24 protein-coding genes and 3 tRNA genes are annotated in these 20220 nt (G+C 66.5%); 8 read left to right on the top strand and 19 right to left on the bottom strand.

What is annotated here, in order from left to right:
- Positions 1–28: 28 nt before the first annotated feature.
- From OCW50_RS23490 to OCW50_RS23470, 5 genes are all read right to left on the bottom strand, one after another.
- On the bottom strand, positions 29–1102 hold the full coding sequence (locus OCW50_RS23490; RefSeq protein WP_262299168.1) for an NAD(P)-dependent alcohol dehydrogenase: 1074 nt from the start codon (positions 1100–1102) through the stop codon (positions 29–31).
- Positions 1103–1287: 185 nt separating this feature from the next.
- A complete protein-coding gene (locus tag OCW50_RS23485) occupies positions 1288–1869 on the bottom strand; it encodes an Hsp20/alpha crystallin family protein (protein ID WP_262299167.1) in 582 nt (193 codons plus the stop codon).
- Between the two features lie 320 nt (positions 1870–2189).
- A tRNA-Arg gene (locus OCW50_RS23480) sits at positions 2190–2266 on the bottom strand.
- A 20-nt stretch (positions 2267–2286) separates the two neighbouring features.
- Complete coding sequence (locus OCW50_RS23475; protein WP_210811866.1) at positions 2287–2592, bottom strand: ETC complex I subunit; 306 nt, start codon at positions 2590–2592, stop codon at positions 2287–2289.
- A 37-nt stretch (positions 2593–2629) separates the two neighbouring features.
- Positions 2630–2706: transfer RNA gene (locus tag OCW50_RS23470), tRNA-Pro, on the bottom strand.
- Positions 2707–3104: 398 nt separating this feature from the next.
- Here OCW50_RS23470 and OCW50_RS23465 point away from each other — a divergent pair.
- The 3 genes from OCW50_RS23465 to OCW50_RS23455 all read left to right on the top strand — a co-directional run bounded on the left by OCW50_RS23465 (position 3105) and on the right by OCW50_RS23455 (position 5539).
- Positions 3105–3467, top strand: a complete 363-nt coding sequence (locus tag OCW50_RS23465; RefSeq protein WP_262268672.1) for a CVNH domain-containing protein — start codon at positions 3105–3107, stop codon at positions 3465–3467.
- 673 nt (positions 3468–4140) lie between these two features.
- Entirely contained in the window at positions 4141–4401 is a 261-nt protein-coding gene (locus OCW50_RS23460) for a PilZ domain-containing protein (RefSeq protein WP_262268671.1), read from the top strand.
- Positions 4402–4654: 253 nt separating this feature from the next.
- Positions 4655–5539 carry a GGDEF domain-containing protein gene (locus OCW50_RS23455; RefSeq protein ID WP_262299166.1) on the top strand — a complete coding sequence of 295 codons (885 nt, stop codon included), beginning with the start codon at positions 4655–4657 and terminating at the stop codon, positions 5537–5539.
- Between the two features lie 4 nt (positions 5540–5543).
- On the opposite strand, the gene OCW50_RS23450 is transcribed toward OCW50_RS23455, so the two are convergent.
- From OCW50_RS23450 to OCW50_RS23435, 4 genes are all read right to left on the bottom strand, one after another.
- Entirely contained in the window at positions 5544–5960 is a 417-nt protein-coding gene (locus OCW50_RS23450; protein ID WP_262268669.1) for a hypothetical protein, read from the bottom strand.
- 9 nt (positions 5961–5969) lie between these two features.
- A complete protein-coding gene (locus OCW50_RS23445; RefSeq protein ID WP_262268668.1) occupies positions 5970–6437 on the bottom strand; it encodes a DUF192 domain-containing protein in 468 nt (155 codons plus the stop codon).
- Positions 6437–7057 carry a cold-shock protein gene (locus tag OCW50_RS23440; protein ID WP_262268667.1) on the bottom strand — a complete coding sequence of 207 codons (621 nt, stop codon included), beginning with the start codon at positions 7055–7057 and terminating at the stop codon, positions 6437–6439. The genes OCW50_RS23445 and OCW50_RS23440 overlap by 1 nt, the downstream gene beginning before the upstream one ends.
- 127 nt (positions 7058–7184) lie before the next feature.
- On the bottom strand, positions 7185–7898 hold the full coding sequence (locus OCW50_RS23435) for an SIR2 family NAD-dependent protein deacylase (protein ID WP_262299165.1): 714 nt from the start codon (positions 7896–7898) through the stop codon (positions 7185–7187).
- A 104-nt stretch (positions 7899–8002) separates the two neighbouring features.
- Here OCW50_RS23435 and OCW50_RS23430 point away from each other — a divergent pair, with 104 nt between their 5' ends.
- Positions 8003–8962 (top strand): acetyltransferase domain-containing protein, encoded by a 960-nt coding sequence (locus OCW50_RS23430; protein ID WP_262299164.1) that lies wholly within the window; start codon positions 8003–8005, stop codon positions 8960–8962.
- A gap of 128 nt (positions 8963–9090) precedes the next feature.
- Here the strand turns inward: OCW50_RS23430 and speB are convergent, their stop codons facing one another.
- The 3 genes from speB to OCW50_RS23415 form a co-directional block, all read right to left on the bottom strand.
- A complete protein-coding gene (speB, locus tag OCW50_RS23425; protein WP_262299163.1) occupies positions 9091–10131 on the bottom strand; it encodes an agmatinase in 1041 nt (346 codons plus the stop codon).
- A 19-nt stretch (positions 10132–10150) separates the two neighbouring features.
- Positions 10151–11350 carry an ornithine--oxo-acid transaminase gene (gene rocD, locus OCW50_RS23420; protein WP_262299162.1) on the bottom strand — a complete coding sequence of 400 codons (1200 nt, stop codon included), beginning with the start codon at positions 11348–11350 and terminating at the stop codon, positions 10151–10153.
- A 99-nt stretch (positions 11351–11449) separates the two neighbouring features.
- The gene (locus OCW50_RS23415; RefSeq protein ID WP_262268662.1) at positions 11450–11965 is read right to left on the bottom strand and encodes an Lrp/AsnC family transcriptional regulator; all 516 of its coding nucleotides are present in this window, start codon (positions 11963–11965) and stop codon (positions 11450–11452) included.
- A 314-nt stretch (positions 11966–12279) separates the two neighbouring features.
- Here OCW50_RS23415 and OCW50_RS23410 point away from each other — a divergent pair, with 314 nt between their 5' ends.
- From OCW50_RS23410 to OCW50_RS23400, 3 genes are all read left to right on the top strand, one after another.
- Complete coding sequence (locus OCW50_RS23410; RefSeq protein ID WP_262299161.1) at positions 12280–12564, top strand: hypothetical protein; 285 nt, start codon at positions 12280–12282, stop codon at positions 12562–12564.
- A 94-nt stretch (positions 12565–12658) separates the two neighbouring features.
- Positions 12659–13285, top strand: a complete 627-nt coding sequence (locus tag OCW50_RS23405; protein ID WP_262299160.1) for a 2-dehydro-3-deoxy-6-phosphogalactonate aldolase — start codon at positions 12659–12661, stop codon at positions 13283–13285.
- A gap of 94 nt (positions 13286–13379) precedes the next feature.
- Positions 13380–13634, top strand: coding sequence for a hypothetical protein (locus OCW50_RS23400; protein ID WP_262268659.1), 255 nt, complete (start codon positions 13380–13382; stop codon positions 13632–13634).
- A gap of 64 nt (positions 13635–13698) precedes the next feature.
- On the opposite strand, the gene OCW50_RS23395 is transcribed toward OCW50_RS23400, so the two are convergent.
- Complete coding sequence (locus OCW50_RS23395; protein WP_099508000.1) at positions 13699–13932, bottom strand: DUF6894 family protein; 234 nt, start codon at positions 13930–13932, stop codon at positions 13699–13701.
- A gap of 261 nt (positions 13933–14193) precedes the next feature.
- On the opposite strand from OCW50_RS23395, the gene OCW50_RS23390 reads away from it, so the two are divergent.
- A complete protein-coding gene (locus tag OCW50_RS23390) occupies positions 14194–14496 on the top strand; it encodes a hypothetical protein (RefSeq protein WP_262268658.1) in 303 nt (100 codons plus the stop codon).
- 110 nt (positions 14497–14606) lie between these two features.
- Here the strand turns inward: OCW50_RS23390 and OCW50_RS23385 are convergent.
- From OCW50_RS23385 to OCW50_RS23360, 6 genes are all read right to left on the bottom strand, one after another.
- Positions 14607–14681 (bottom strand) — tRNA-Glu (locus tag OCW50_RS23385).
- Positions 14682–14816: 135 nt separating this feature from the next.
- The gene (gene recJ, locus OCW50_RS23380) at positions 14817–16628 is read right to left on the bottom strand and encodes a single-stranded-DNA-specific exonuclease RecJ (protein ID WP_262299159.1); all 1812 of its coding nucleotides are present in this window, start codon (positions 16626–16628) and stop codon (positions 14817–14819) included.
- A 27-nt stretch (positions 16629–16655) separates the two neighbouring features.
- Positions 16656–17096, bottom strand: coding sequence for a GNAT family N-acetyltransferase (locus tag OCW50_RS23375; RefSeq protein ID WP_262299158.1), 441 nt, complete (start codon positions 17094–17096; stop codon positions 16656–16658).
- 271 nt (positions 17097–17367) lie between these two features.
- Positions 17368–18366: a class II fructose-bisphosphatase gene (gene glpX / locus OCW50_RS23370; RefSeq protein ID WP_262268655.1), complete on the bottom strand. Its 999-nt coding sequence runs from the start codon at positions 18364–18366 to the stop codon at positions 17368–17370.
- Positions 18367–18423: 57 nt separating this feature from the next.
- Positions 18424–19746 carry a homoserine dehydrogenase gene (locus OCW50_RS23365; protein WP_262268654.1) on the bottom strand — a complete coding sequence of 441 codons (1323 nt, stop codon included), beginning with the start codon at positions 19744–19746 and terminating at the stop codon, positions 18424–18426.
- A gap of 68 nt (positions 19747–19814) precedes the next feature.
- Positions 19815–20220, bottom strand: a 406-nt coding sequence (locus OCW50_RS23360) for an aminotransferase class I/II-fold pyridoxal phosphate-dependent enzyme (protein WP_262299157.1), incomplete at its 5' end; no start/stop codon positions are given.

Here is a 20220-nt window from a genome sequence, read left to right as displayed (position 1 = left end):
CCCGCCCCCGGTGAACCTGTCGGTGAACCTACGGCGTGATCGCGACCTTCAGCACCCCGTCGCGCTGATGGGCGAAGAGATCATACGCCTCCTCGATCCGGTCGAGCGGGAAGCGGTGCGTCACGAGAGGACGCGTGTCGACGCGGCCTGACGCTATGGCAGACATGAGGCGCCGCATGCGTTCCTTGCCGCCCGGGCAGAGCGTCGTCCGAATGGTGTGGTCGCCAAGTCCCGCCAGGAAGCCGTCGAGCGGGAGCCTCAGATCGCCCGCATAGACTCCGAGCGACGACAGGGTTCCGCCGGGACGGAGCACGCGCAGCGACGCCTCGAAGGTCTCCTGCCGTCCGAGCGCCTCGACGGACACGTCGACGCCGCGCCCGTCGGTCAGGCGCCGGATCTCCTCGACCGGATCGGTCTTCGTGAAGTCGACCACGTGGTCCGCGCCCATGCGGCGCGCCATCTCCATGCGCGCGGGCACGCTCTCGACGGCGATGATCGTCGTGGCGCCCATCAGGCGTGCCCCGGCCGTGGCGCACAGACCGATCGGCCCCTGGGCGAACACCGCGACCGTGTCACCGATGCGGATGCCTCCGCTTTCCGCCCCGGAGAAGCCGGTGGACATGATGTCCGGGCACATCAGCACCTGCTCGTCGGTGAGCTCGTCCGGCACCGGGGCGAGATTGGCCATGGCGTCGGGAACGCGCACGTATTCCGCCTGACAGCCGTCGATGGTGTTGCCGAAGCGCCAGCCGCCCATGGCTTTCCATCCATGCTTCGTGCCGGCTCCGTCCTGCGAATGGCAGCCGCACAGGCAGGCCTCGCTGTGCCCGCTCGGCGTAATGGCGCCGGCGATGACGCGCTCGCCCTCGCGGTAGCCCTGCACGGCCGATCCGAGCTTTTCGATCACGCCAACGGGCTCATGGCCGATGGTCAGCCCTCGGGCCACCGGGTACTCACCCTTCAGGATATGGATGTCGGTGCCGCAGATCGTCGTCGTGGTGATGCGCACGAGGGCGTCGAGGGGACCGATGTCCGGGATCGGCTTCTCGTCCAGAACGATGCGGCCGGGTTCCACGAAGACGGCGGCTTTCATCCTGGGCATGGCGATGCTCCCTGGTTGGCCCCTATGGGGCCTCATGGCCCCGAGGGTGCGCGATAGGGATTATGGCGGGGCTCCCGAAGGCCGGCTTTGACGCGGATCAACTCGGACGGAGAGCCTCGCCTCCCCGTGGCGCGGGCCGGCCCTTTCGGTGACAGGCAGACACCGACAGAACAGCCGGGCCGGCATCAGCCGGATTTTGTGTCGTCCGAGCGATCCGACCTGTCGACAACCTGCTGGCCAGCTCGATTCGTGCCGCCCTGGCCGGACGCGCCCCGTCCCTGGACCTGGATGCGCCGGGAGCGCTCCGGCCGACCGGTCTTCGGTACGGTCACGGTCAGGACGCCGTTCTCGAAGCTGGCTCGGACCTGCTCGGAGTCGACGGCATAGGGCAGCCGCAGCGAGCGCTGGAAGGTGCCGTAGGAGCGCTCGACGAAGTGGAAGTTCTCCTTGTCGTCCTTGCGCTCGAACTTCTTTTCGCCCCGGATGGTAAGCACATCGTCATCGAGGCTCACGTCGATATCCTGCTCGGTGACACCCGGCAGCTCGGCCGTGATGCGGATCTCCTTGTCCGTCTCGGACACGTTCATGCTGGCATTGACGACGCTGCCGACGTCACCCTGTCCCTGGCTGCCGGCTGCCGCGGGCAGACCAGAGCCGCGGAAGACATCGTCGAAGAGACGGTTCATCTCGCGGTGCAAAGACAGGAAGGGATCGCCTGGAAACATTCCGCCGCTGGGGCGGAAGGGGGTCATGGGATTGCGGGCCATTGTGCGTTCCTCCTCATCAACCCGTGATGCCGGGCGGGTGGTGTCCCGCGCCGGAAGGGCAACACAACTGGGACCGGGCGATCGGAAGCCGCATTTCCGCCATGGGCGGGCCAGGGCAGACGCGCCCGATCCACAGACCCGATGATAACCCCCCATCCTCCGTCTTGGAATGGGAATCAGGGCGCTCGGTGGGCCGGAACGGGGACCCGCGTGCGGAGGAACGCCGGTATATCACTGTGCTGCGGCAACAGGAATGTCGTGCAGCTTCAGTCCTGCCTGGCGATGATCATCGACAGGATCATCGAGTATGCCGCAAAGAATGGCGACTCCGGTAGGGCTCGAACCTACGACCTGCCGCTTAGAAGGCGGCTGCTCTATCCAGCTGAGCTACGGAGCCATCCGGATGCCGGCCCTGCCCTAGTGGGTCCAGGGACCGACGCGGTTGAACTTGAAGTTGTCGGAGTAGGAGATCGTCCGCCGCTTCACCTCATGCGGCTCCTCGACCCGGTACGCGATGCCCTCGCGCTCCGCATAGGCCATGGCCTCTTCCTTGGTGTCGAACCACAGGCGGAGCTGCTGGCGGGTATCGCCGGAGCTCGTCCAGCCCATGAGGGGCTCGATCTCGCGGGGCTTGTCCTGCTCGAAGACGAGAAGCCATTGCTTCGTCCGGGCCAGACCGGACTGCGTTGCGGACTTGGCGGGCTTGTAGATCCGTGCGGGCATTGGTTTCGGACTCTCTCCAAGGCTCAACCGGTGAAGATGGTCGGGGCGGCAGGATTTGAACCCGCGACCCTCTGCTCCCAAAGCAGATGCGCTACCAGACTGCGCTACACCCCGTTATCCTCAACAGCTTGGTTTCTCTATCGTTCTGGAAACGGAAGCGCAAGGGGCCGGGTTCCAGGAAGGGAACACGGCGGAAAGCTTGAGATTGATCGGCGGGGCGAACGATGGGCTATGGCCTCAGGCTCCGGCTGCCCGGGCGGCCGGGCAGGATGCCCGGCGATGATCCCGGCAGAGACGATTGCGCAGGGGACCGGAACAGTCGCCATCGCTCAGTTCCAAGCCGCCCGTCCAAGTCGCCCGTCCAAGCCGCCCGTCCAAGCCGCTCGGTTCGTCTGTCGTGCGAACGGCCACGACTGCGATCTCCGGGATCAACCGTTCAGACACCTGTCGGGAACGGCGTGGCACCTTATACTTTGCCGGACAGCGGCTTAGGGCAAATACTGGAGCGTCGGATGCGTCATTTCTGTTTGGTTTTCGTCGTCGCGGCTGCGGGCTGGGCGGCTGCGACGATCGATGCGTCCGCCCAGGCTGGAGGAAGCTTCTATCGGACCTGCACGGACATCCGACAGCGCGGACCGTTCCTCACTGCGCTCTGCCAGGACCGATTCGGTCGGCTCGTCGAGAGCCAGTTGAACTTGCGAGCCTGTCCCGGCGGGAGAGCGGCCAATGCCAACGGGCGGCTGGTTTGCGAGGGTGGAGGGCGTCCCGTCTACCGCGAGCCCCGCCCCCGCTACGGCAGTCCATACGACGACAGGGGCCGGTACTATGAGGAGTATCGCCGTCCCGGGCCTCGCGATTACTATGAGGAATATTGAACGCCAAATCCCGAATGTTCGGACCTCGCCACGGCCCGTTGATCGCCAATCCTCAGGATGACCTCCCCCCGCGAGGCAACGTCCGTTTTCCGAACTCATCGGTGCGCCGATTGGGATCCGGTTGAAGGGGCCGGGGTACCGTTGGCGCTTCTCACGAACCGTGGCGCACGCCCTGGCGCATCGTGCGGAAACGTGGATCCGGTTTTCCCATGATGAGCGATGCGCCAGCCAGGCGAGGGAGCATCGGATCCGATCCAAAAAATGGGTTCCCTTTTCCACACCCGATGCTCTCGCTTCCGTTTCACTGTTTTACCCTTGGGCGGAAAGCGGGATTCGGCGGTCTCCTGAATGCCCAATGCGACACCGACGCTCTGTCTGCAACGATGATGAGGGGCTCGGAGCACCTATCCGGACGGTTCCATCTTCCGAGGTGTTCCATACCTCTCATGACCAGCGACCGGGTCCTTCCCTCCTTCCGCGGGCGAGCCATAATCCCGACACCGGTCCAGGTTTGCCCCTACGGATCGTACCTCAGCGCCTGCCTTCGGGAGGCGCTTCTTTTTTGATCTCGGCGGTTCCCCCGGGCCCGGAGCCGTGGCGGTCCCCAGAACATGTTCGCGCCAGCTTCGCCGTATAGAAAAGCGTCTTCCTCGCAGACGTCAGGATCGCAAGCATGAGCCATCGGAGACCCGAGCGTCGATCAAGTCAGCGCCGCCTCACCCAGCTGGAAGGACGGATCGCAGGACAGACTGCTCAGGCGCCGATCGCGTGCACGGTATGGGACCTGTCGAATGACGGCGTGCGCCTGGTCGTCGCCCCTCCGGCCGACGTTCCCCTCGAATTCGAACTCCAGATCCCGTCGGAAGGCGCCAGAGCGCGAGTCAGGCTGGTCTGGACCACCGGAATCCATTACGGGGCCCGGTTCACGGACTGAAGCAGGCGGCTAGAGCATCGGACGGAAAAGTGGGTCCGGTTTTCCGTTCTGACCGATGCTCTCATTCAAGAGGAAAGCATCGGATTGATCCCAAAAGTGCAAGTCCACTTTTGGGTCCGATGCTTTAGGCAACGGAGCCGAGAAGAGTTCAACCGGTAGGGCAATCTTCCCAAACGGCAGTGAATCGGGCAAAGGACCCCGCTGGACGACCAGCGATCATGACGTCCGACCCTCGCAATCGGGATGAGCTGCCATGAAAATCTATCGTCTCTTCAACAGGCTGCCACGGCCGCGCAGCTTTGCCGGCCGGGTCCTGTTGATCTGCTTCGTCGGCACCCACATCCCCCTCATCACCTTTGCACTCTGGGCCCTGGTGAAGAATCAGGCTTTTGGTCGGGAGAACTGGGCGGACCTTCTCGTGCTGCTCCTCGCGACCCTGGCGGGCACGGCGATCACCTTCGTTCTCGTCCATGGGATGCTGGCGCCGGTGCGGGTCGTCACTCAGGCTCTTGGCGATTATCGGCAGAACAAGAACCTGCCGGCCCTCCCCCGCAACCTGTCGGACGAGGCCGGCACGATGCTCGGCCAGGTTCAGGAGACCCTCGAAGAGCTGGATCTGACGTTGAGCAACCTGGCGCGAGCCGCCGAGACGGACCCGTTGACGGGGATCGGCAACCGGCGCTGGCTCGCCAGCCGCGCGGAGGAACAGATCGACCGCGCGCAAAGGACCCAGGCACCGCTCTGCGCCATTCTCTTCGACCTGGACCGGTTCAAGGCCATCAACGACCGCTACGGCCACGCCAAAGGCGATGCCGTGCTTGTCGGTGTGTCCCGGTTCGTGAAAGGCGAGTTGCGCTCGTCCCATCTCTTCGCGCGCACGGGCGGCGAGGAATTCTGCATCATTCTGCCCAAGACCTCGCTGGACGACGCCGTGGCCCTTGCGGAGCGGCTCCAGAGAGGACTCTCCGGCCAGTCCATCGCCCGGCTCGATCCCGGCGTGGTGACGGCGAGCTTCGGCGTCGTCGAGCGCGAAGCCAAGGAGAAGGATCTGTCGAGCCTGCTGCGGCGGGCCGACGACCTGCTCTACCGGGCGAAGAACGACGGCCGCAATCAGGTGGCGACGTCGACGCTCGCATAAGGGTTCAGAAGATGCTGACGGCGCAGGGCTGGTGACCGGACGTCACGTCGTCCGTGATCACCCAGTGGATGATCCTCCCGCTCTCGTCGATCTCCAGGATCATCTCGAGAACGGCCAACTCGGCGTAGACGCCGAAGAACCCGTAGCGGCGCCCGCCCCAGGACGGAATGCTGAACCGGTCGATCTCATGGGTCAAAGCCCGGCATTGGGCCAGGATCTGATGAAGCCTCTCGACCGGATACTTGACCTGGAGCGGCGGGGAAAGGAGTTCGCGGAAGGCTTGAGCATCTTCGGCCCTATAGGCGCGAAGCAACTCCTCCGAGACGTTGAGCAAAGCATGCGGGCCGACCTCGGACAGGGCGGGCACCGGGAGAACGGCCGCTAGCAGCGAAACGGCCGTGGCCCCGAGTCCCTTGATCATTCGGCTCGATCAGCGCTTGAAGAGCGGGTGCTCCACCCGGTCACCGGGCTTGATGCCGAGCTTGGCCGCCGTGCCGGCATTCAGCTCGAGGACCGAGAGAACCGGTTCGCCGGACGAGATGGTCCGGGTCGAGAGCGGCTCGGTGTTGGCCGCGATCCGGGCGATCGTCCCGTCGGCCCGGATGAACAGCATGTCGAGGGGGAGATAGGTGTTCTGCATCCACATGGACACTGGCTCGGTCCGGCCGAAGTCGAACAGCATGCCCTGATCGGCCGGCATGGAGCGGCGGAACATCAGGCCCTGGGCCCGGTCCGCGTCGTTGCGGGCGACTTCGACCCGGAAGCTCTGCCGCTGCCCGCCCTGCGTGGCGATCGACAGGGTCTCCAGCGCCTGCGCGTACACCGCGCCGGCGGTCAGTACGAGAAAAGTCAGGGCCGAAAACGCCGGCCGGATACGCGACAGCACGGGCAGACTCATCAGTGGGAGTGCGGCAGGGCCATGTCGGCGAGGCGGACTTCAGCGGCCATGAGGCCCTTGGAGCCGTCGCCGAAGCGGACGAATACCCGCTCGCCCGGCTTCAGCTCGGCGATGCCGTAGCGGCGAAGGGTTTCCATATGGACGAAGATGTCGGGCTTGCCTTCCCCTTGTGTCAGGAAGCCGAAGCCGCGCAGGCGGTTGAACCACTTCACGACAGCCGGCTCGAGCCCGCTCGTCGGCACCACCTGGACATGCGTCCGGGGCAGCGGCAGCTCGGAGGGATGCAGGGCGGTGGATTCATCCAGCGACAGGATGCGGAAGGCCTGGAGGCCGCGCGGACGCTGAACCGCCTCCACGACGATGCGGGCGCCTTCGTTCGCCGCCTGATAGCCGTCGCGCCGCAGGCAGGTCACATGGAGCAGAACATCGGGCATGCCGTTGTCGGGAACGATGAAGCCGAAGCCCTTGGCGACGTCGAACCACTTGATGCGGCCGCTGACCTGGACGAGCTCAAGAGCGCTCTCCTCCGAGGTCGGCTGAGCGACCTCGCGACGCCCCTGTTCGAATGATGAATTCTCCTCGCGGAGACTGAAAGAATTGGAGCCGTAATCGCCAGTCATGAAATTACCCAAACTCGAATCATGATCCCGATTCTTAATAAGAGGATAACATCGTCCTGAATCAGGGGAAGCCAGAAACGCGCATTCGAGGCCGATGAAATTTTCGGCAACCGGCATGTTCTTGAAGTTACGGCAGAAATACTGAAAAGACGGCGCCGATCTCACCACGGATCACCAGATCGGCCACCCGGTCCAGGGGCGTAGGCTCCCGGTTGACGATCACGAGGCGGGCTCCGTTCTCCTTGGCGAAGGCCGGAAACGCCGCCGCCGGATAGACGACCAGGGACGAACCGGCGACCAGGAAAAGGTCGCACGAGGCGGTCAGTTTCTGGGCCCGGCGCATGGGCTCCTCCGGCATGGTCTGTCCGAACGAGATGGTGGCCGTCTTGAGGATGCCCCCGCAGCTCCGGCAATCGGGTGGATCGCCGTCGGCATCGAAGCAATGCCTCACCCAGTCGAGCTCGTGACGGGTGCCGCAGCCGAGGCACCTGGCATAGGTGCCATTGCCGTGCAGCTCGATGACCAGATCGGGCGCGAGGCCCGATTCCTGATGCAGCCCGTCGATGTTCTGGGTGATGACGGCCGGCATCCGGCCCGTCGTCACAAGGGACGCGAAGCCGCGATGTCCGGCGCTCGGGCGAGCACCCCGATAAAGATCGTCCATGGCGAATTTGCGCCGCCATGCCTCCCGGCGCGCCTCCGGGCTCCGCAGGAACAGGGCGAAGGAAATCGGCTTGTGCCGCATCCACGGGCTGTCCGGCGACCGGAAGTCCGGGATGCCGCTCTCCGTCGAGATGCCGGCTCCCGTGAAGCCCGCAACGACACGAGCGTCTTGAATCATGTCCCGTAATGTGGCGATTGACGCGGAAAGGCTCTCGGTCATCCCACTGACATATGGCAAGCGGACCGGGAGGGAACGCCTTCAAACCGACGAGGCCAGCAGATTTGACCGCCCTCTCCTCGCAAGCCCGAACCGCCGCATCCCAGCGCTGGGACGTGGTCGACATCGCCCGTGGCATCGCGATCGCCGCGATGATCCTCTATCATGTCAGCTGGGACCTGAGCTTCCTGCAACTGATCGCGACGAACATCCTCCACATCCCGGCTTGGCGCTGGTTCGCGCGCGGGATCGCCGGCTCGTTCCTGGTGCTCGCGGGCTTCGGCCTGGCGCTCGCCCACGTGCGGGGCTTCCGGCAGCGGCCGTTCCTGAAGCGCCTCGCGAAGGTCGGCGGCGCGGCTCTCGCCGTGACCCTGGTGACCTATGTCGCGTTTCCTGAAAGCTACATCTTCTTCGGCATCCTTCACTGCATCGCGGTCTCCAGCGTGCTGGCCCTGCCCTTCCTGCGGCTGCGCCCCGGCCTGACGCTGGCGGTCGCGGCGTTCTGCCTGGTCGCGCCCCGGCTGTTCACGAGCCCTGCCCTCGATGCCCCGTGGCTCGACTGGCTCGGTCTCGGCGCGTCGGATCCCGTCACGAACGATTACGTGCCGATCTTCCCCTGGTTCGGCCTCGTGCTGATCGGCGTGGCGGCCGGCAGGCTGCTTCCGAGCCGGCCGGAGACGCTCGGCCTGGCCGGCTGGCGGGCCGGCAACCCCCTCTTCAGGATTCTGGTCTGGGCCGGGCGCAAGAGCCTGCCGATCTACCTGATCCACCAGATCGTCCTGCTCGGCCTTTTGTCCGGCGTCGCGCAGGTCGCGGGCCCCAGTCCGACGGCGGCCTGCCGCCAGATCTGCCTGATGCAGAACGGCGACCCGGCGCTGTGCCCATCGGTGTGCTCCTGCATTGTGCAGCAGGTGCCGGAGCGGGATCTCTGGCAGAGGCTCATGGCCGGCAAGGCCGCCGCCGAGGACAACACCCGGATCTCGCGCGCAGCCCAGCAATGCATGCGCGAGAGCCCGCCTTCCTAGAGTCATCTCCCACACCGCGTCATGGCCGGCCTCGTGCCGGCCATCCCGATCCGGTGAGGCGCGGCAGCTTCCTTCCTCGGGCTCATCGGGACGGGCCCGGCGATGACGGGAGAGCTTGTCCTGACGGTCTAGACAACGTTCAGGCGGCTCTCCTTGGCGGCGCGCTCGGCCCTCGCCTCCGCCAGGAGGCAGAGAAGCTCGAAGGCGATGGAGGCTCCGACCAGAGCGGTGCCGCCGGACTGGTCGAGCGGCGGCGACACCTCGACCATGTCGGCGCCGACGAGGTTCAGGTGCCGAAATCCGCGCACGAGCTGCAACGCCTCGCGGCTCGTGAAGCCGCCGATCTCCGGCGTCCCCGTGCCCGGCGCGAAGGCCGGATCGATGGAATCGATGTCGAAGGTGAAGTAGGTCTGCTCCATGCCGACCACCCGACGGGCTTCGGCGATCGCGAGCGGGATGCCCTTCTCCGCCACCTCTTCCATGTCGATGATGCGGATGCCCTGGTCGAGGGCCCATTCCCGCTCGTCCGCCGCGTACATGTGCCCGCGGATGCCGATCTGCACCATGCGCTTCGGGTCGAGCACGCCGTCCTCGATGGCCCTGCGGAACGGGGTGCCGTGCGTGAGCTTCTGCCCCCCGAAAAAGGTGTCGCCGGTGTCGCTGTGCGCATCCACATGGATCATGCCCACGGGCCCGCTCTTCGCCGCGAGCGCCCGCAGGATCGGATAGGACACGATGTGGTCGCCGCCGATGGAAAGAGGCGTGACGCCGCCCTGGTGGAGGTAGGAGATCTCGGCTTCGATCCGGCGGAGCGTGTCCTGCACGTCGATGGGATTGACCGGCACGTCACCCACATCCGCGCAGGCGCACAGATCGTAGGGGGCCACCAGCGTCCCGTAATTGACCATGCGCATGAGCGATGAGGCCTCGCGCACCTGGCGCGGCCCGAGGCGGGTCCCGGGACGGTTCGTGGTCGCCCCGTCGAACGGGATGCCGACGATCGCGATGTCGATCTCGCCCGGCGCCTGGGTCGGCGCGAGGTAAGGCAGGCGCATGAAGGTGGAGATGCCGGCGAAGCGGGGCACCACCATTCCGGACAGGGGCTGATAGGTCTCCAGGCGCTGCTCGCGGGAGGCGGGCTCCGACTTCATCGTCAGGTTCTGTGCCATCGATCCTCGTCCCCGTGCGTCAATGAACGGCGCGGGCGAAAACCCGCTCGATCCGCTCCATTCCCCAGTCGATCTCGTCGCGGGTGATGGTGAGCGGCGGCGCGAAGCGCAGCACCGTGCCGTGAGTGTCCTTCGAGAGAACGCCGTTCTCGAGCAGCGCATCGCAGACCGCCCGCGCCGAGACCACGCCGGCGTCCACTTCGACCCCGACCCACAAGCCGCGCCCGCGCACGTCCCTCACGATGTTGCTGCGCATGGCGCGCAGGCGATCCTGGAGATAACCGCCCAATTCCGCGCTGCGCTCGACCAGATGCTCCTCCTCGATCACGGCCAGCGCCTCGAGGCCGATCCTCGCGGCCAGCGCGTTGCCGCCGAAGGTCGAGCCGTGCGAACCGGGATTGAAGACGCTCATGACGTCGCGCGTGGCCACGAAGGCGGAGACCGGATAGACGCCGCCGCCGAGGGCTTTGCCCAGGATCAGGCCGTCGGGCTTGATGCCCTCGTGCTGATGGGCGAACCAGCGGCCCGTGCGGCCGAGGCCCGACTGGACCTCGTCGAGGATCAGCAGGACGTCTTGGCGGTCGCAGAGCGCGCGCAGGTCCTTCAGGTAACCGTCCGGCGGCACGACGATTCCGGCTTCGCCCTGGATCGGCTCGATCAGGATCGCGCAGGTGTTCGCCGTGATGGCTTGTTCGACCGCCCGCGCATCTCCGAACGGCACCGCCTTGAAGCCGCCGGCGAAAGGACCGAACCCCTCCCGGTAGGACTCGTCGGACGAGAACCCCACGATGGTGGTGGTGCGGCCGTGAAAATTGTTGTTCGCCACGATGATCTCGGCCTGATCCTTGGCGATCTTCTTCCTGGCGTAGCCCCAGCGCCGCGCAGCCTTGACGGCGGTCTCGACGGCCTCCGCGCCGGTGTTCATCGGCAGCGCCATGTCGAGGCCGGTGATTTGGACGAGACGCTCGAGGAACGGGCCGAGAAGCTCCGTGTGGTAGGCCCTGCTGGTCACGGCGAGCTTCGACGCCTGCTCCATCATCGCCTTGAGGATGCGCGGGTGGCCATGGCCGAGGCTGACCGCCGAATAGGCGCTCATCATGTCGAGATAGCGCCGGCCTTGCGTGTCTGTCGCCCAGACGCCCTTCGCGTCCCTCAGGACGACAGGCAGCGGATCGTAATTGGCAGCGGTGACCGAGCTTTCGAGAGCGATGAGATCCATGGAATCCTCCATGGACAAGCTTATGGGGGCGCTGCTCCGGTTGAGGCTGAATTCCCGGCCTGCCGCAGCCGATTCTGTCGCCAAGGCCGGCGGGCGGGCTCAGTCCAGGTTGTCCGCCACCGGATAACCCTCGAAACTCTTCAAGGTCTTGAGCACGAAGGTCGTGTGGATGCGGCCGATTCCGAAACCGGGGTCGGCAAGATAGGCCTCGGTGAGCGCCTCGTAGGCGGCAAGGCTCGGAGCCACGATCCGGGCGATGTAGTCGTATTCGCCGTTCACCACCTGCAGCTCGATGACAGCAGGATTGGCTGTCAGGGCGCGCTCCAGGCGCTGACGGGTTCCGGTCGACGGGTCACGCATGCTGATGCCGGCGAGCGCGATGATGTCATGCCCGAGGGCCGCCGGCTCGATCAGGGCCGTATAGCCGCGGATCACGCCCTTCTGCTCGAGGCGCCTGACGCGTTCCAGGCAGGGCCGGGCCGACAGTCCGACCCGCTCCGACAGAGCCTGATAGGTGATGCGTCCGTTGTCGCGCAGAGCGTCGAGGATCAGGAGGTCGATCCGGTCGAGAGAAGGTTTGACGCTGCGGCTCAGCAGCTTCGAAGGCGGCTTCATGGTTCAGCTCGAACGGGCCCCGAAGAAAAGGCGGGTCAATCTCGCGACGGACTGGCAGGTCTCTATCCTACGAGGCCCGAGCCTTGCAATTCCACCTAAGGAATGAGGCCGATCCCCTGCCGGGTCCGCACCTTTCGCTCGTGGGCGACAATATTCCGACAAAATCGGCCTTCGACGACTGTATCCCTCATGACATTCTGTTGCATTTACGCTAGGATCGCGTGGTGTTGCCGTACAGGGTTTCATTTCGTTTCGTCATTGAACCAGTGCCGTCCGTGGATATGACTTTACGTCATCGATAAGGGGGCAGATCAGTGGGCTTTCTGTCAGAGGCGGATGTCGGCGAACGGATCCTCGCCCTGTGTCAGTCGCTCCACGGGCAGGGCGAGGCGCCGATCATCCTCGACATGTCGCTCACCCGTTCGCTCTCCTTCGATTCCATGAAGCTCGTGGAGTTCTTCACCGGCGTCGAGGCCCTGTATCCGGGTGTTGCCCTCGAGGACTGGTTCATCGAGAACTGCGCCGACGGTCGGGACACCCTGCGCAGCGCCGTCTCGTATCTGGTGCGATTTCTTGTTCCTCGGGCCGCCAGAGGTTGAAACCCGCTGTCGTCTTTGCCAACTAGTAGCGGCCCCGGGACGGGCGGCGCCGATCCGCCACATCCCAATGGGCGACAGGGCTGGAGGTGCTGCCGTGCTGCGAGATTATCTGACCGATCTTCCCCTGGTGGCGATCCTGCGCGGTCTCAGGCCTGAGAACGCGGAAGCCGTCGGCCATAGCCTGGTCGAAGCCGGATTTCGCGTCATCGAAGTGCCGCTGAACTCGCCTGAGCCCTTCCGAAGCATCGAGATCCTGTCCAGGACCATGCCGGCGGACGTGCTGGTCGGGGCCGGGACGGTCCTCGATCCGGACCAGGTCATCGGCGTCCATGACGTGGGCGGAAAGCTGATCGTGATGCCGCATGCCGATCTCGACGTCATCCGGGCGGCCAAGAAGGCCCGTCTCGTCTGCACCCCCGGGGTGGCCACCCCGACGGAGGCTTTCGCAGCCCTGAAGGCGGGCGCGGACGCCATCAAGATCTTCCCGGCCGAGGCCATTCCCCCGGCGGTGGTGAAGGCCTGGCGGGCCGTTCTTCCGAAGGAAGCGATCGTCCTCCCGGTCGGCGGCATCAAGCCGGATAACATGAAACCCTATGTGGACGCCGGCGCGAACGGCTTCGGGCTCGGTTCCGCCCTGTTCACGCCTGCCATGTCGGTCGAGGAGATCGGCAGCCGGGCCCGCGATTTCGCCGCGGCCTGGCGGGACCTCAGGGCTGCCTGAACCCGCCCCGGCGATGATCGGGAACGAAACTGAGCAGGAACCCCTGGCGGAGAAAGCCGTTCTCAGGGGGAAACGCTTGTTCAGGGAGTTCACGATGAAGAATACGGCACTGCTTCTTGCGGCTTCGCTTCTCAGCACGGCTGCCTTCGCACAGGACACCACCACGACCATCAAGAAGGAAGAGGGCATCCTGGGCAGCCAGACGACCATCGAGCGCAAGACCGAGCCGAGCACCACGTCCTCGACCTCGGTCACGACCACCACCGGGTCGGTCGGCTGCACGACGGAGACCAAGCAGAAGACGGATGAGTTCGGCGATACGACGACCAAGAAGAAGACCGAGTGCTGATCGGGCCTTCGCGGTCATCGAACAGGGCCCGGCGTCGCGCCGGGCCTTTTTCGTTGCGGGACCGTCAGCGGCGCCGGCCGCCCTGCCCGCCGCGGAAGAACGGGACCGTCAGCAGCCGGCGTCCGGTCTCGTCCGTGATTTCGAGCTCGATATTGCCTGCATCGGCCAGTTCGTCCCGCAGCTCCTCGACGGTCGCCAGGGCCTCCGCCCGGGCCGCTTCGAGGTCGGGAAGCTCGATTCCCTCCTCGTCTTCATCGACGTCGTAGCCGTCCCGAATGTTGAAGAAATAACGCGGCATGGAGATTCAGCTTCGCTCGGTGTCTGGCGGACAAAACGCCCTCGCGGGCGGCAGGTTCAATACGGGCCCTGCCCCTTCTCTATACACGGATTTTCAGGAAGCCAGGATGCCTTTCCGCCAGACCGGCGCCGCTCGCGATCGATCGGGCCGCCGTCCCGGACTTTCGGCTGCCCCGTGACGCGCTTCGATGGAGCTTTTCGAGGCAGGGCGCGTTGACTGGCACGCCAAGGGCAATCGCGGGTCAACCGTCAGGGACATGTCATGATCCGCATCCCTCTGCCACACCTTGCCGTCCTCGGCGCGGCGATCGCGCTCGGCGGCGCTCCAGCGTCCGCGCAGACCTCCTGCGGGCCGCGCGAGCAGCTCGTGAAGCTGCTGGCCGACCAGTACAAGGAGGATCCGGTCGGCATCGGCCTCGCCCGGCCCGGTCAGGTGCTCGAGGTCTTCGCCTCGTCCAATGGAACCTGGACCATGGTCATGACCATGCCGGACGGCAAGGCGTGCATGATCGCCGCCGGCGACAACTGGGAAATGGTCACCAGGATCAAGGGCAGCCCGATCTGATCGCGAGCGCGCCCGAGCGCTTCCACGAGGTGAGGCGCCATCGAAGCCGCGAGAGCCCCGAACCGGCATCCGCGCGGCCGGCATACGACAATTTGTCCGGGAGGGAGAAGTGGCGCGCCCTAGGGGAGTCGAACCCCTCTTTCCTGCGTGAAAGGCAGATGTCCTAACCGATAGACGAAGGGCGCACGGTGCTTCGCGGCGGTGCCGCCGAAGTGGGCGAACCTATAGAGGGGTTCGTGACGCATCGCAAGCACCTTATGCCGGAAAAGTGTCCCGCTTCCGCGCGGCGGATGATGCCCCGATCGGGCACCGGATCCGCGTCATTCCGGCCGCGCCGCATCCATGATGCGGACCTCGACCTTCTCGTTTCCGCCCCAGCGATCGATGGACAGGGTCCCGGCCACGTGGAGCGTGTTGCCGATGGCCTGTGACAGGGCGTTCCCGAGGGGCTGCCCGGCGGCCCTGAAGGCGATTCCCCCGATGATGCTGCCGTCGCCGCCGCGAAGCTTGACGCGCATGTGGCCGCCGCTGCCGACCTCCCGCGCCTCCACCAGCCGGTGCTGCGGGAAGGCGAAGACCGGTTCCGGCTGGCCCTGGCCGAACGGCCCTGCCCGCTCCAGGGCCGTCACGACCCCGGGCTGCGCGCCGCCTGCCGTGAGCGTCGCGTCGATGGCGAAATTGTCCCGGAGGCGCATGGTGCTCACCGGATCGGTGAGCCTCTCGGTGACGTAAGCGAGGAAGCGGTCGAGATCGACGGCCTGGATCGTCACGCCGGCCGCCATGGTGTGGCCGCCGCCCTTGATGGCGAGCCCCGCATCCACGGCCGCCCGGACTGCGTGTCCCAGGTCGACGCCGGGCACGGATCGGCCAGACCCGGTCGCCGTGCCGTCCGGATTGAGAGTGAAGGCGAAGGCCGGCCGGCGGAACCGCTCCTTGGTCCGGGCGGAGATCAGGCCGACCACGCCCGGGTGCCATTCGGCCGAGGCGGTGACGAGCACCGGCAGGTCCGGCATGCGCTCGAGCGCCATCAGGGCCTGGGCCTCCGCTTCCGCGACGGCCACCACCTCGATGGCCTGGCGCTCCCGGTTGAGCCGGTCGAGCTCGGCGGCGAGCCGCCCGGCCTGCACGGGATCTTCCGTCAGCAGGAGCCGCGAGCCCAGGGCCGCATCGCCGATGCGGCCGCCGGCATTGATCCGCGGCCCGACGAGATAGCCCAGGTGCCAGCTCTCCGGCGCGCCGGCGAGGCCGGCCGTGTCGAGGAGCGCCGCCAGGCCGACCCGGCGGCGGCTCTTCATGATGGCAAGCCCCTGGCGCACGAAGGCCCGGTTGAGCCCGATGAGCGGCACCACGTCGGCCACGGTCGCCAGCGCCACCAGATCGAGGCTCCCCATCAGGTCGGGCTCGGGCCGGCCCTGGAAGAAGCCGCGCAGGCGCAGAATGCGATTGAGTGCGACGAGAAACAGGAACACCACACCGGCCGCGCAGAGATGGCCGAGGCCCGAGAGGTCGTCCTGGCGGTTCGGGTTCACGATGGCGAGCGCGTCCGGCAGCTGCTCCGGCGCCTGATGGTGATCGAGCACGATGGGATCGAGGCCGAGGCGGCGAGCCTCCGCCAGTGGTTCGATGCTGGCCGTGCCGCAATCGACCGTGACGAGGATGTCGGCGCCCTGCTGCTTCAGGGCCCGGATGGCGTCGACATTGGGGCCATAACCTTCGGTGATCCGGTCCGGAATGTGGATCGCGTAATCGAGCCCGCAGGCGCGCAGGTACTCGGCAAGCAGCGCCGCGCTGCAGGCCCCGTCCACGTCGTAGTCGCCGAAGATCGCCACCTTCTCGGTGCGCAGGACCGCATCGGCCAGCCGGCTGGCCGCGGCCTCCATGTCAGTGACCTTGTGGGGGTCGGGCATCAGGTCCCGCAGGCGCGGGTTCAGGAAGCCGTCCGTATCGTGCAGCCCGACGCCGCGCCCGGCCAGAACCCGCGACAGCACGTCCGGCAGGCCGTGGGTCTGGGCGATGGCGAGCGCGATCGTTCCCTGGGCGGCGTCGCAACGCTCCACCCAGGTGCGCCCGAGGGCGGAATTGGTGACGCCGAGGAAGGCTTTCGGCACGACGAGAGGAGATGATTCGGTCACGGCGGGAGTCTTATCCGCGAATTGTGGTCAAAGCATCCTGCGATACTGGATGAAGCCGGTGCGGGACGCGACCTTGTCGTAGAGCGCCTGGGCGGTCGTGTTGGTCTCGTGCGTCAGCCAGTAGACCCGGGCCGCTCCGGCGGCCTTGGCCTGCTCGTACACGGCCTCGATCAGGGCCTTGGCCACGCCGCGTCCGCGTGCCGCCTCGGCGGTGAACAGATCCTGCAGGTAGCAGTAATCCGCCGTGGTCCAGGTGGAGCGGTGATAGACCGTATGGACGATCCCGACCATCCGGTCGTCGAGAACAGCCGCCAAGCCCTGCAGGGGCTCCGCGGGATCGAGGAACCGGCGCCAGGTCGCATCCGTGACCTCGGGCGGCACGGAGGATTTGTAGAACGTCAGGTAGCCCTGCCAGAGGGGTTCCCAGGCAGCCCGGTCGTCGGCGGTGAAGGGGCGGATCTGAAGCATGATATCGTCCATCTCGGGAGATACCATCCTTAATCCCAACAGCCTGTTTTCACAAAGCGCCGACGCTCCCTCCTGCGTCATCACCGGCCTCGTGCCGGTGATCCCGATTGTTGGACGCGCGGCGCTCTTCCGATCGGGATGGCCGGGACAAGCCCGGCCATGACATTGCGGGACCTCCATCGTGGACCGGAAGCGCCAATGACGCGAGGGAGGCAGAACGCAAATGGCCGGGACGAGCCCGGCCATTGAGGTTGGGGCTCTCCGGATGCTGCTAGTCCAGGTGGAACTTCGACAGTTCCCGGTGCTCGCCATAGATCCGGCGCACGGTGCCGGTGGCGGAGCGGTAGACCACCGTCTCGGTGGTGATCACGTCCTTGCTGAAATGCACGCCCTTGATGAGGGCGCCATCGGTCACGCCGGTCGCCGCCACGATCACGTCGCCGCGGGCGAGGTCGGTCATGTCGTATTTCTTGTTGGGATCGGTGACGCCCATCTGGAGAGCGCGCGAGCGCTTCTCCTCGGTGTCCAGGATCAGGCGACCCTGCATCTGGCCGCCGATGCAGCGCAGGGCCCCGGCCGCCAGCACGCCCTCGGGCGCGGCCCCGATGCCGAGATAGATGTCGATGCCGGTTTCCTCGGGCTTCGTGGTGAAGATCACGCCGGCCACGTCCCCGTCCGAGATCAGCCGGATGCCGGCGCCGGTCTTGCGGATGGCCGCGATGAGATCCGCATGGCGCGGCCGGTCGAGCACGAGGGCCGTGAGCTCGTTCACCTTCACGCCCTTGGCCTTGGCGAGGCTGTGCAGGTTCTCCTCCGGCGAGGCGTCGAGGTCGACGACGCCGGCCGAGTAGCCCGGCCCGACCGCGATCTTGTGCATGTAGACGTCCGGCGCCGCCAGCAGGGTTCCGGCCTCGGCCATGGCCATGACGGCGATGGAGCCCGGCATGTCCTTGGCGCAGAGCGTGGTGCCCTCGAGCGGATCGACCGCGATGTCGACCTTCGGGCCCTGCTTGTTGCCGACCTTCTCGCCGATGAACAGCATCGGCGCCTCGTCGCGCTCGCCCTCGCCGATCACCACGGTGCCGTCGATGGGAAGCTTGTTCAGCTCACGACGCATGGCGTCCACGGCGGCCTGATCCGCGGCCTTTTCGTTGCCGCGGCCACGCAGCCTGGCGGAAGCGACCGCCGCGCGCTCGGTGACGCGGACGAGCTCCAGGGTCAGGATGCGCTCGATGATTTGGCCCGGTTGGACGGTAATGCCTTGCGACATGGACGTGTCGTCTCCCTCTTGTGATCGTGTGGGGACCGGAATGGCCCGGCCCCGGGGTTATTCGCGCTCGATGCGGATGACTTGGGGCGGCTCGGCGATAAGACCATCCCCCGAGATCTTTTCCAGGGCCGACCGGATCGAGGCTTCCGTGGCCGCATAGGTGATGAGCACCAGCGAGACCGGGGCCCCCGATCGCCCGTGCGGGTCCTTGGTGGCCGCCACTTCCGAGCGCTTCTGCAGGATGCTTTCCAGCGAAATGTCGGCCTCGGCCATGCGGGTCGCCACGCCGGCCGCGACGCCCGGGCGGTCGTGGACCGTCAGGCGAACGTAATAGCCGCCCTCGTGGCGCTGCATCGGCGCGCGGGGCGCCTTCTCGAGCCGGTCCGCCGGAGAGCCGAAGAGCGGCTGCACGGCGCCGGTGGCCACATCGGCGATGTCGGCCACGACCGCCGAGGCCGTGGCGTCCCCCCCTGCCCCCGGGCCGATGAGCGTCAGCTCCCTGACGGCATCGGCGTCGATGGTCACCGCGTTCGTCACGCCCATCACCTGGGCGATGGACGAGGTCCGGGGCACCATGGTCGGATGCACCCGCTGCTCGATTCCGGTCTTGGTGCGCTCGGCGACGCCAAGAAGCTTGATGCGGAAGCCGAGCTCCCTGGCCATGGCGAGGTCGAGGGGGGTGATGGAGGAGATCCCCTCCACGTAGATCGCGTCCGCGTCGATCTCGGTCCCGAAGGCGAGGCTGGTCAGGATGGCGAGCTTGTGGGCCGTGTCGAAGCCCTCGACGTCGAAGGTCGGGTCGGCCTCCGCGTAACCGAGGCGCTGGGCCTCCCTCAGGCATTCGGCGAAGGTCAGCCCCTCCAGCTCCATGCGCGACAGGATGTAGTTGCAGGTGCCGTTGAGAATGCCGTAGAGGCGCGAGATCCGGTTGGCCGGCAGCGCCTCGCGCAGGGTCTTGATGATCGGGATGCCGCCGGCGACCGAAGCCTCGAAGGCTAGGGACACGCCCTTCTCCTCCGCCAGCTTCGCCAGTTCGAGTCCGTGCTTGGCGAGCAGCGCCTTGTTGGCCGTCACCACGTGCCGGCCGAGCGACAGCGCGGCGCGCACCGTCTCCAGGGCCGCCCCGTCGGCCCCGCCGACGAGCTCGACCACGCAATCCACATCGGCCGAACGGGACAGGTCGACAGGGCTGTCGAACCAGGCATAGCGGGACAGATCGAAGCCCCGGTCCTTGGACCTGTCGCGGGCCGAGACGGCCACGACCTCGACGGGCCGCCCACCCCGCTGGGCGACAGCCTCGTTCTGGCGGTCGAGAATGCGAATGACCGATGCGCCGACGGTGCCGAGGCCGGCGATGCCGACCCGAAGGGGACGTGTCACGAACAACAGCTCCTTGAAAATCTCGGGCTGCTTTTACGACCCCTGCGGCGTCCTGTCCATGCGGACGGTCAGCCCCGCCTGACCATCGGCACCACATTGTGGAGCGTCTGGTCGGCATGGTCGAAGAACCGTCGGATGTTGCGCGCCGCCTGGCGGATGCGCTGCTCGTTCTCCACGAGAGCGATGCGCACGTAATCGTCGCCGTGCTCGCCGAAGCCGATCCCGGGCGCCACCGCCACGTCGGCCTTTTCCACCAGGAGCTTGGAGAATTCCAGGCTGCCCATGGGGCGGAACTTCTCCGGAATCTGCACCCAGGCGAACATGGACGCGGTCGGGACGGGCACGTTCCAGCCCGCCTTGGCGAAGGACTCGACCATCACGTCCCGGCGGCGCTTGTAGGTGGCGCGCATCTCGCGGATGCAATCGTCCGGCCCGTTCAGGGCCGCGGTCGCGGCCACCTGGACGGGCGTGAAG

The organism is Microvirga sesbaniae, from assembly GCF_025460805.1.
In the GTDB taxonomy this organism is placed as follows: Bacteria; Pseudomonadota; Alphaproteobacteria; order Rhizobiales; family Beijerinckiaceae; genus Microvirga; species Microvirga sesbaniae.
Note: the sequence above shows the minus strand (reverse complement) of the source record. Positions and strands in the feature narration are given on the sequence as shown.

Coding starts and splice junctions, on each gene's coding strand:
- OCW50_RS23490 (WP_262299168.1), bottom strand. CDS start 1,102: ATGCCCAGGATGAAAGCCGCCGTCTTCGTGGAACCCGGCCGCATCGTT.
- OCW50_RS23485 (WP_262299167.1), bottom strand. CDS start 1,869: ATGGCCCGCAATCCCATGACCCCCTTCCGCCCCAGCGGCGGAATGTTT.
- OCW50_RS23475 (WP_210811866.1), bottom strand. CDS start 2,592: ATGCCCGCACGGATCTACAAGCCCGCCAAGTCCGCAACGCAGTCCGGT.
- OCW50_RS23465 (WP_262268672.1), top strand. CDS start 3,105: ATGCGTCATTTCTGTTTGGTTTTCGTCGTCGCGGCTGCGGGCTGGGCG.
- OCW50_RS23460 (WP_262268671.1), top strand. CDS start 4,141: ATGAGCCATCGGAGACCCGAGCGTCGATCAAGTCAGCGCCGCCTCACC.
- OCW50_RS23455 (WP_262299166.1), top strand. CDS start 4,655: ATGAAAATCTATCGTCTCTTCAACAGGCTGCCACGGCCGCGCAGCTTT.
- OCW50_RS23450 (WP_262268669.1), bottom strand. CDS start 5,960: ATGATCAAGGGACTCGGGGCCACGGCCGTTTCGCTGCTAGCGGCCGTT.
- OCW50_RS23445 (WP_262268668.1), bottom strand. CDS start 6,437: ATGAGTCTGCCCGTGCTGTCGCGTATCCGGCCGGCGTTTTCGGCCCTG.
- OCW50_RS23440 (WP_262268667.1), bottom strand. CDS start 7,057: ATGACTGGCGATTACGGCTCCAATTCTTTCAGTCTCCGCGAGGAGAAT.
- OCW50_RS23435 (WP_262299165.1), bottom strand. CDS start 7,898: ATGATTCAAGACGCTCGTGTCGTTGCGGGCTTCACGGGAGCCGGCATC.
- speB (WP_262299163.1), bottom strand. CDS start 10,131: ATGGCACAGAACCTGACGATGAAGTCGGAGCCCGCCTCCCGCGAGCAG.
- rocD (WP_262299162.1), bottom strand. CDS start 11,350: ATGGATCTCATCGCTCTCGAAAGCTCGGTCACCGCTGCCAATTACGAT.
- OCW50_RS23415 (WP_262268662.1), bottom strand. CDS start 11,965: ATGAAGCCGCCTTCGAAGCTGCTGAGCCGCAGCGTCAAACCTTCTCTC.
- OCW50_RS23400 (WP_262268659.1), top strand. CDS start 13,380: ATGAAGAATACGGCACTGCTTCTTGCGGCTTCGCTTCTCAGCACGGCT.
- OCW50_RS23395 (WP_099508000.1), bottom strand. CDS start 13,932: ATGCCGCGTTATTTCTTCAACATTCGGGACGGCTACGACGTCGATGAA.
- OCW50_RS23390 (WP_262268658.1), top strand. CDS start 14,194: ATGATCCGCATCCCTCTGCCACACCTTGCCGTCCTCGGCGCGGCGATC.
- OCW50_RS23375 (WP_262299158.1), bottom strand. CDS start 17,096: ATGCTTCAGATCCGCCCCTTCACCGCCGACGACCGGGCTGCCTGGGAA.
- glpX (WP_262268655.1), bottom strand. CDS start 18,366: ATGTCGCAAGGCATTACCGTCCAACCGGGCCAAATCATCGAGCGCATC.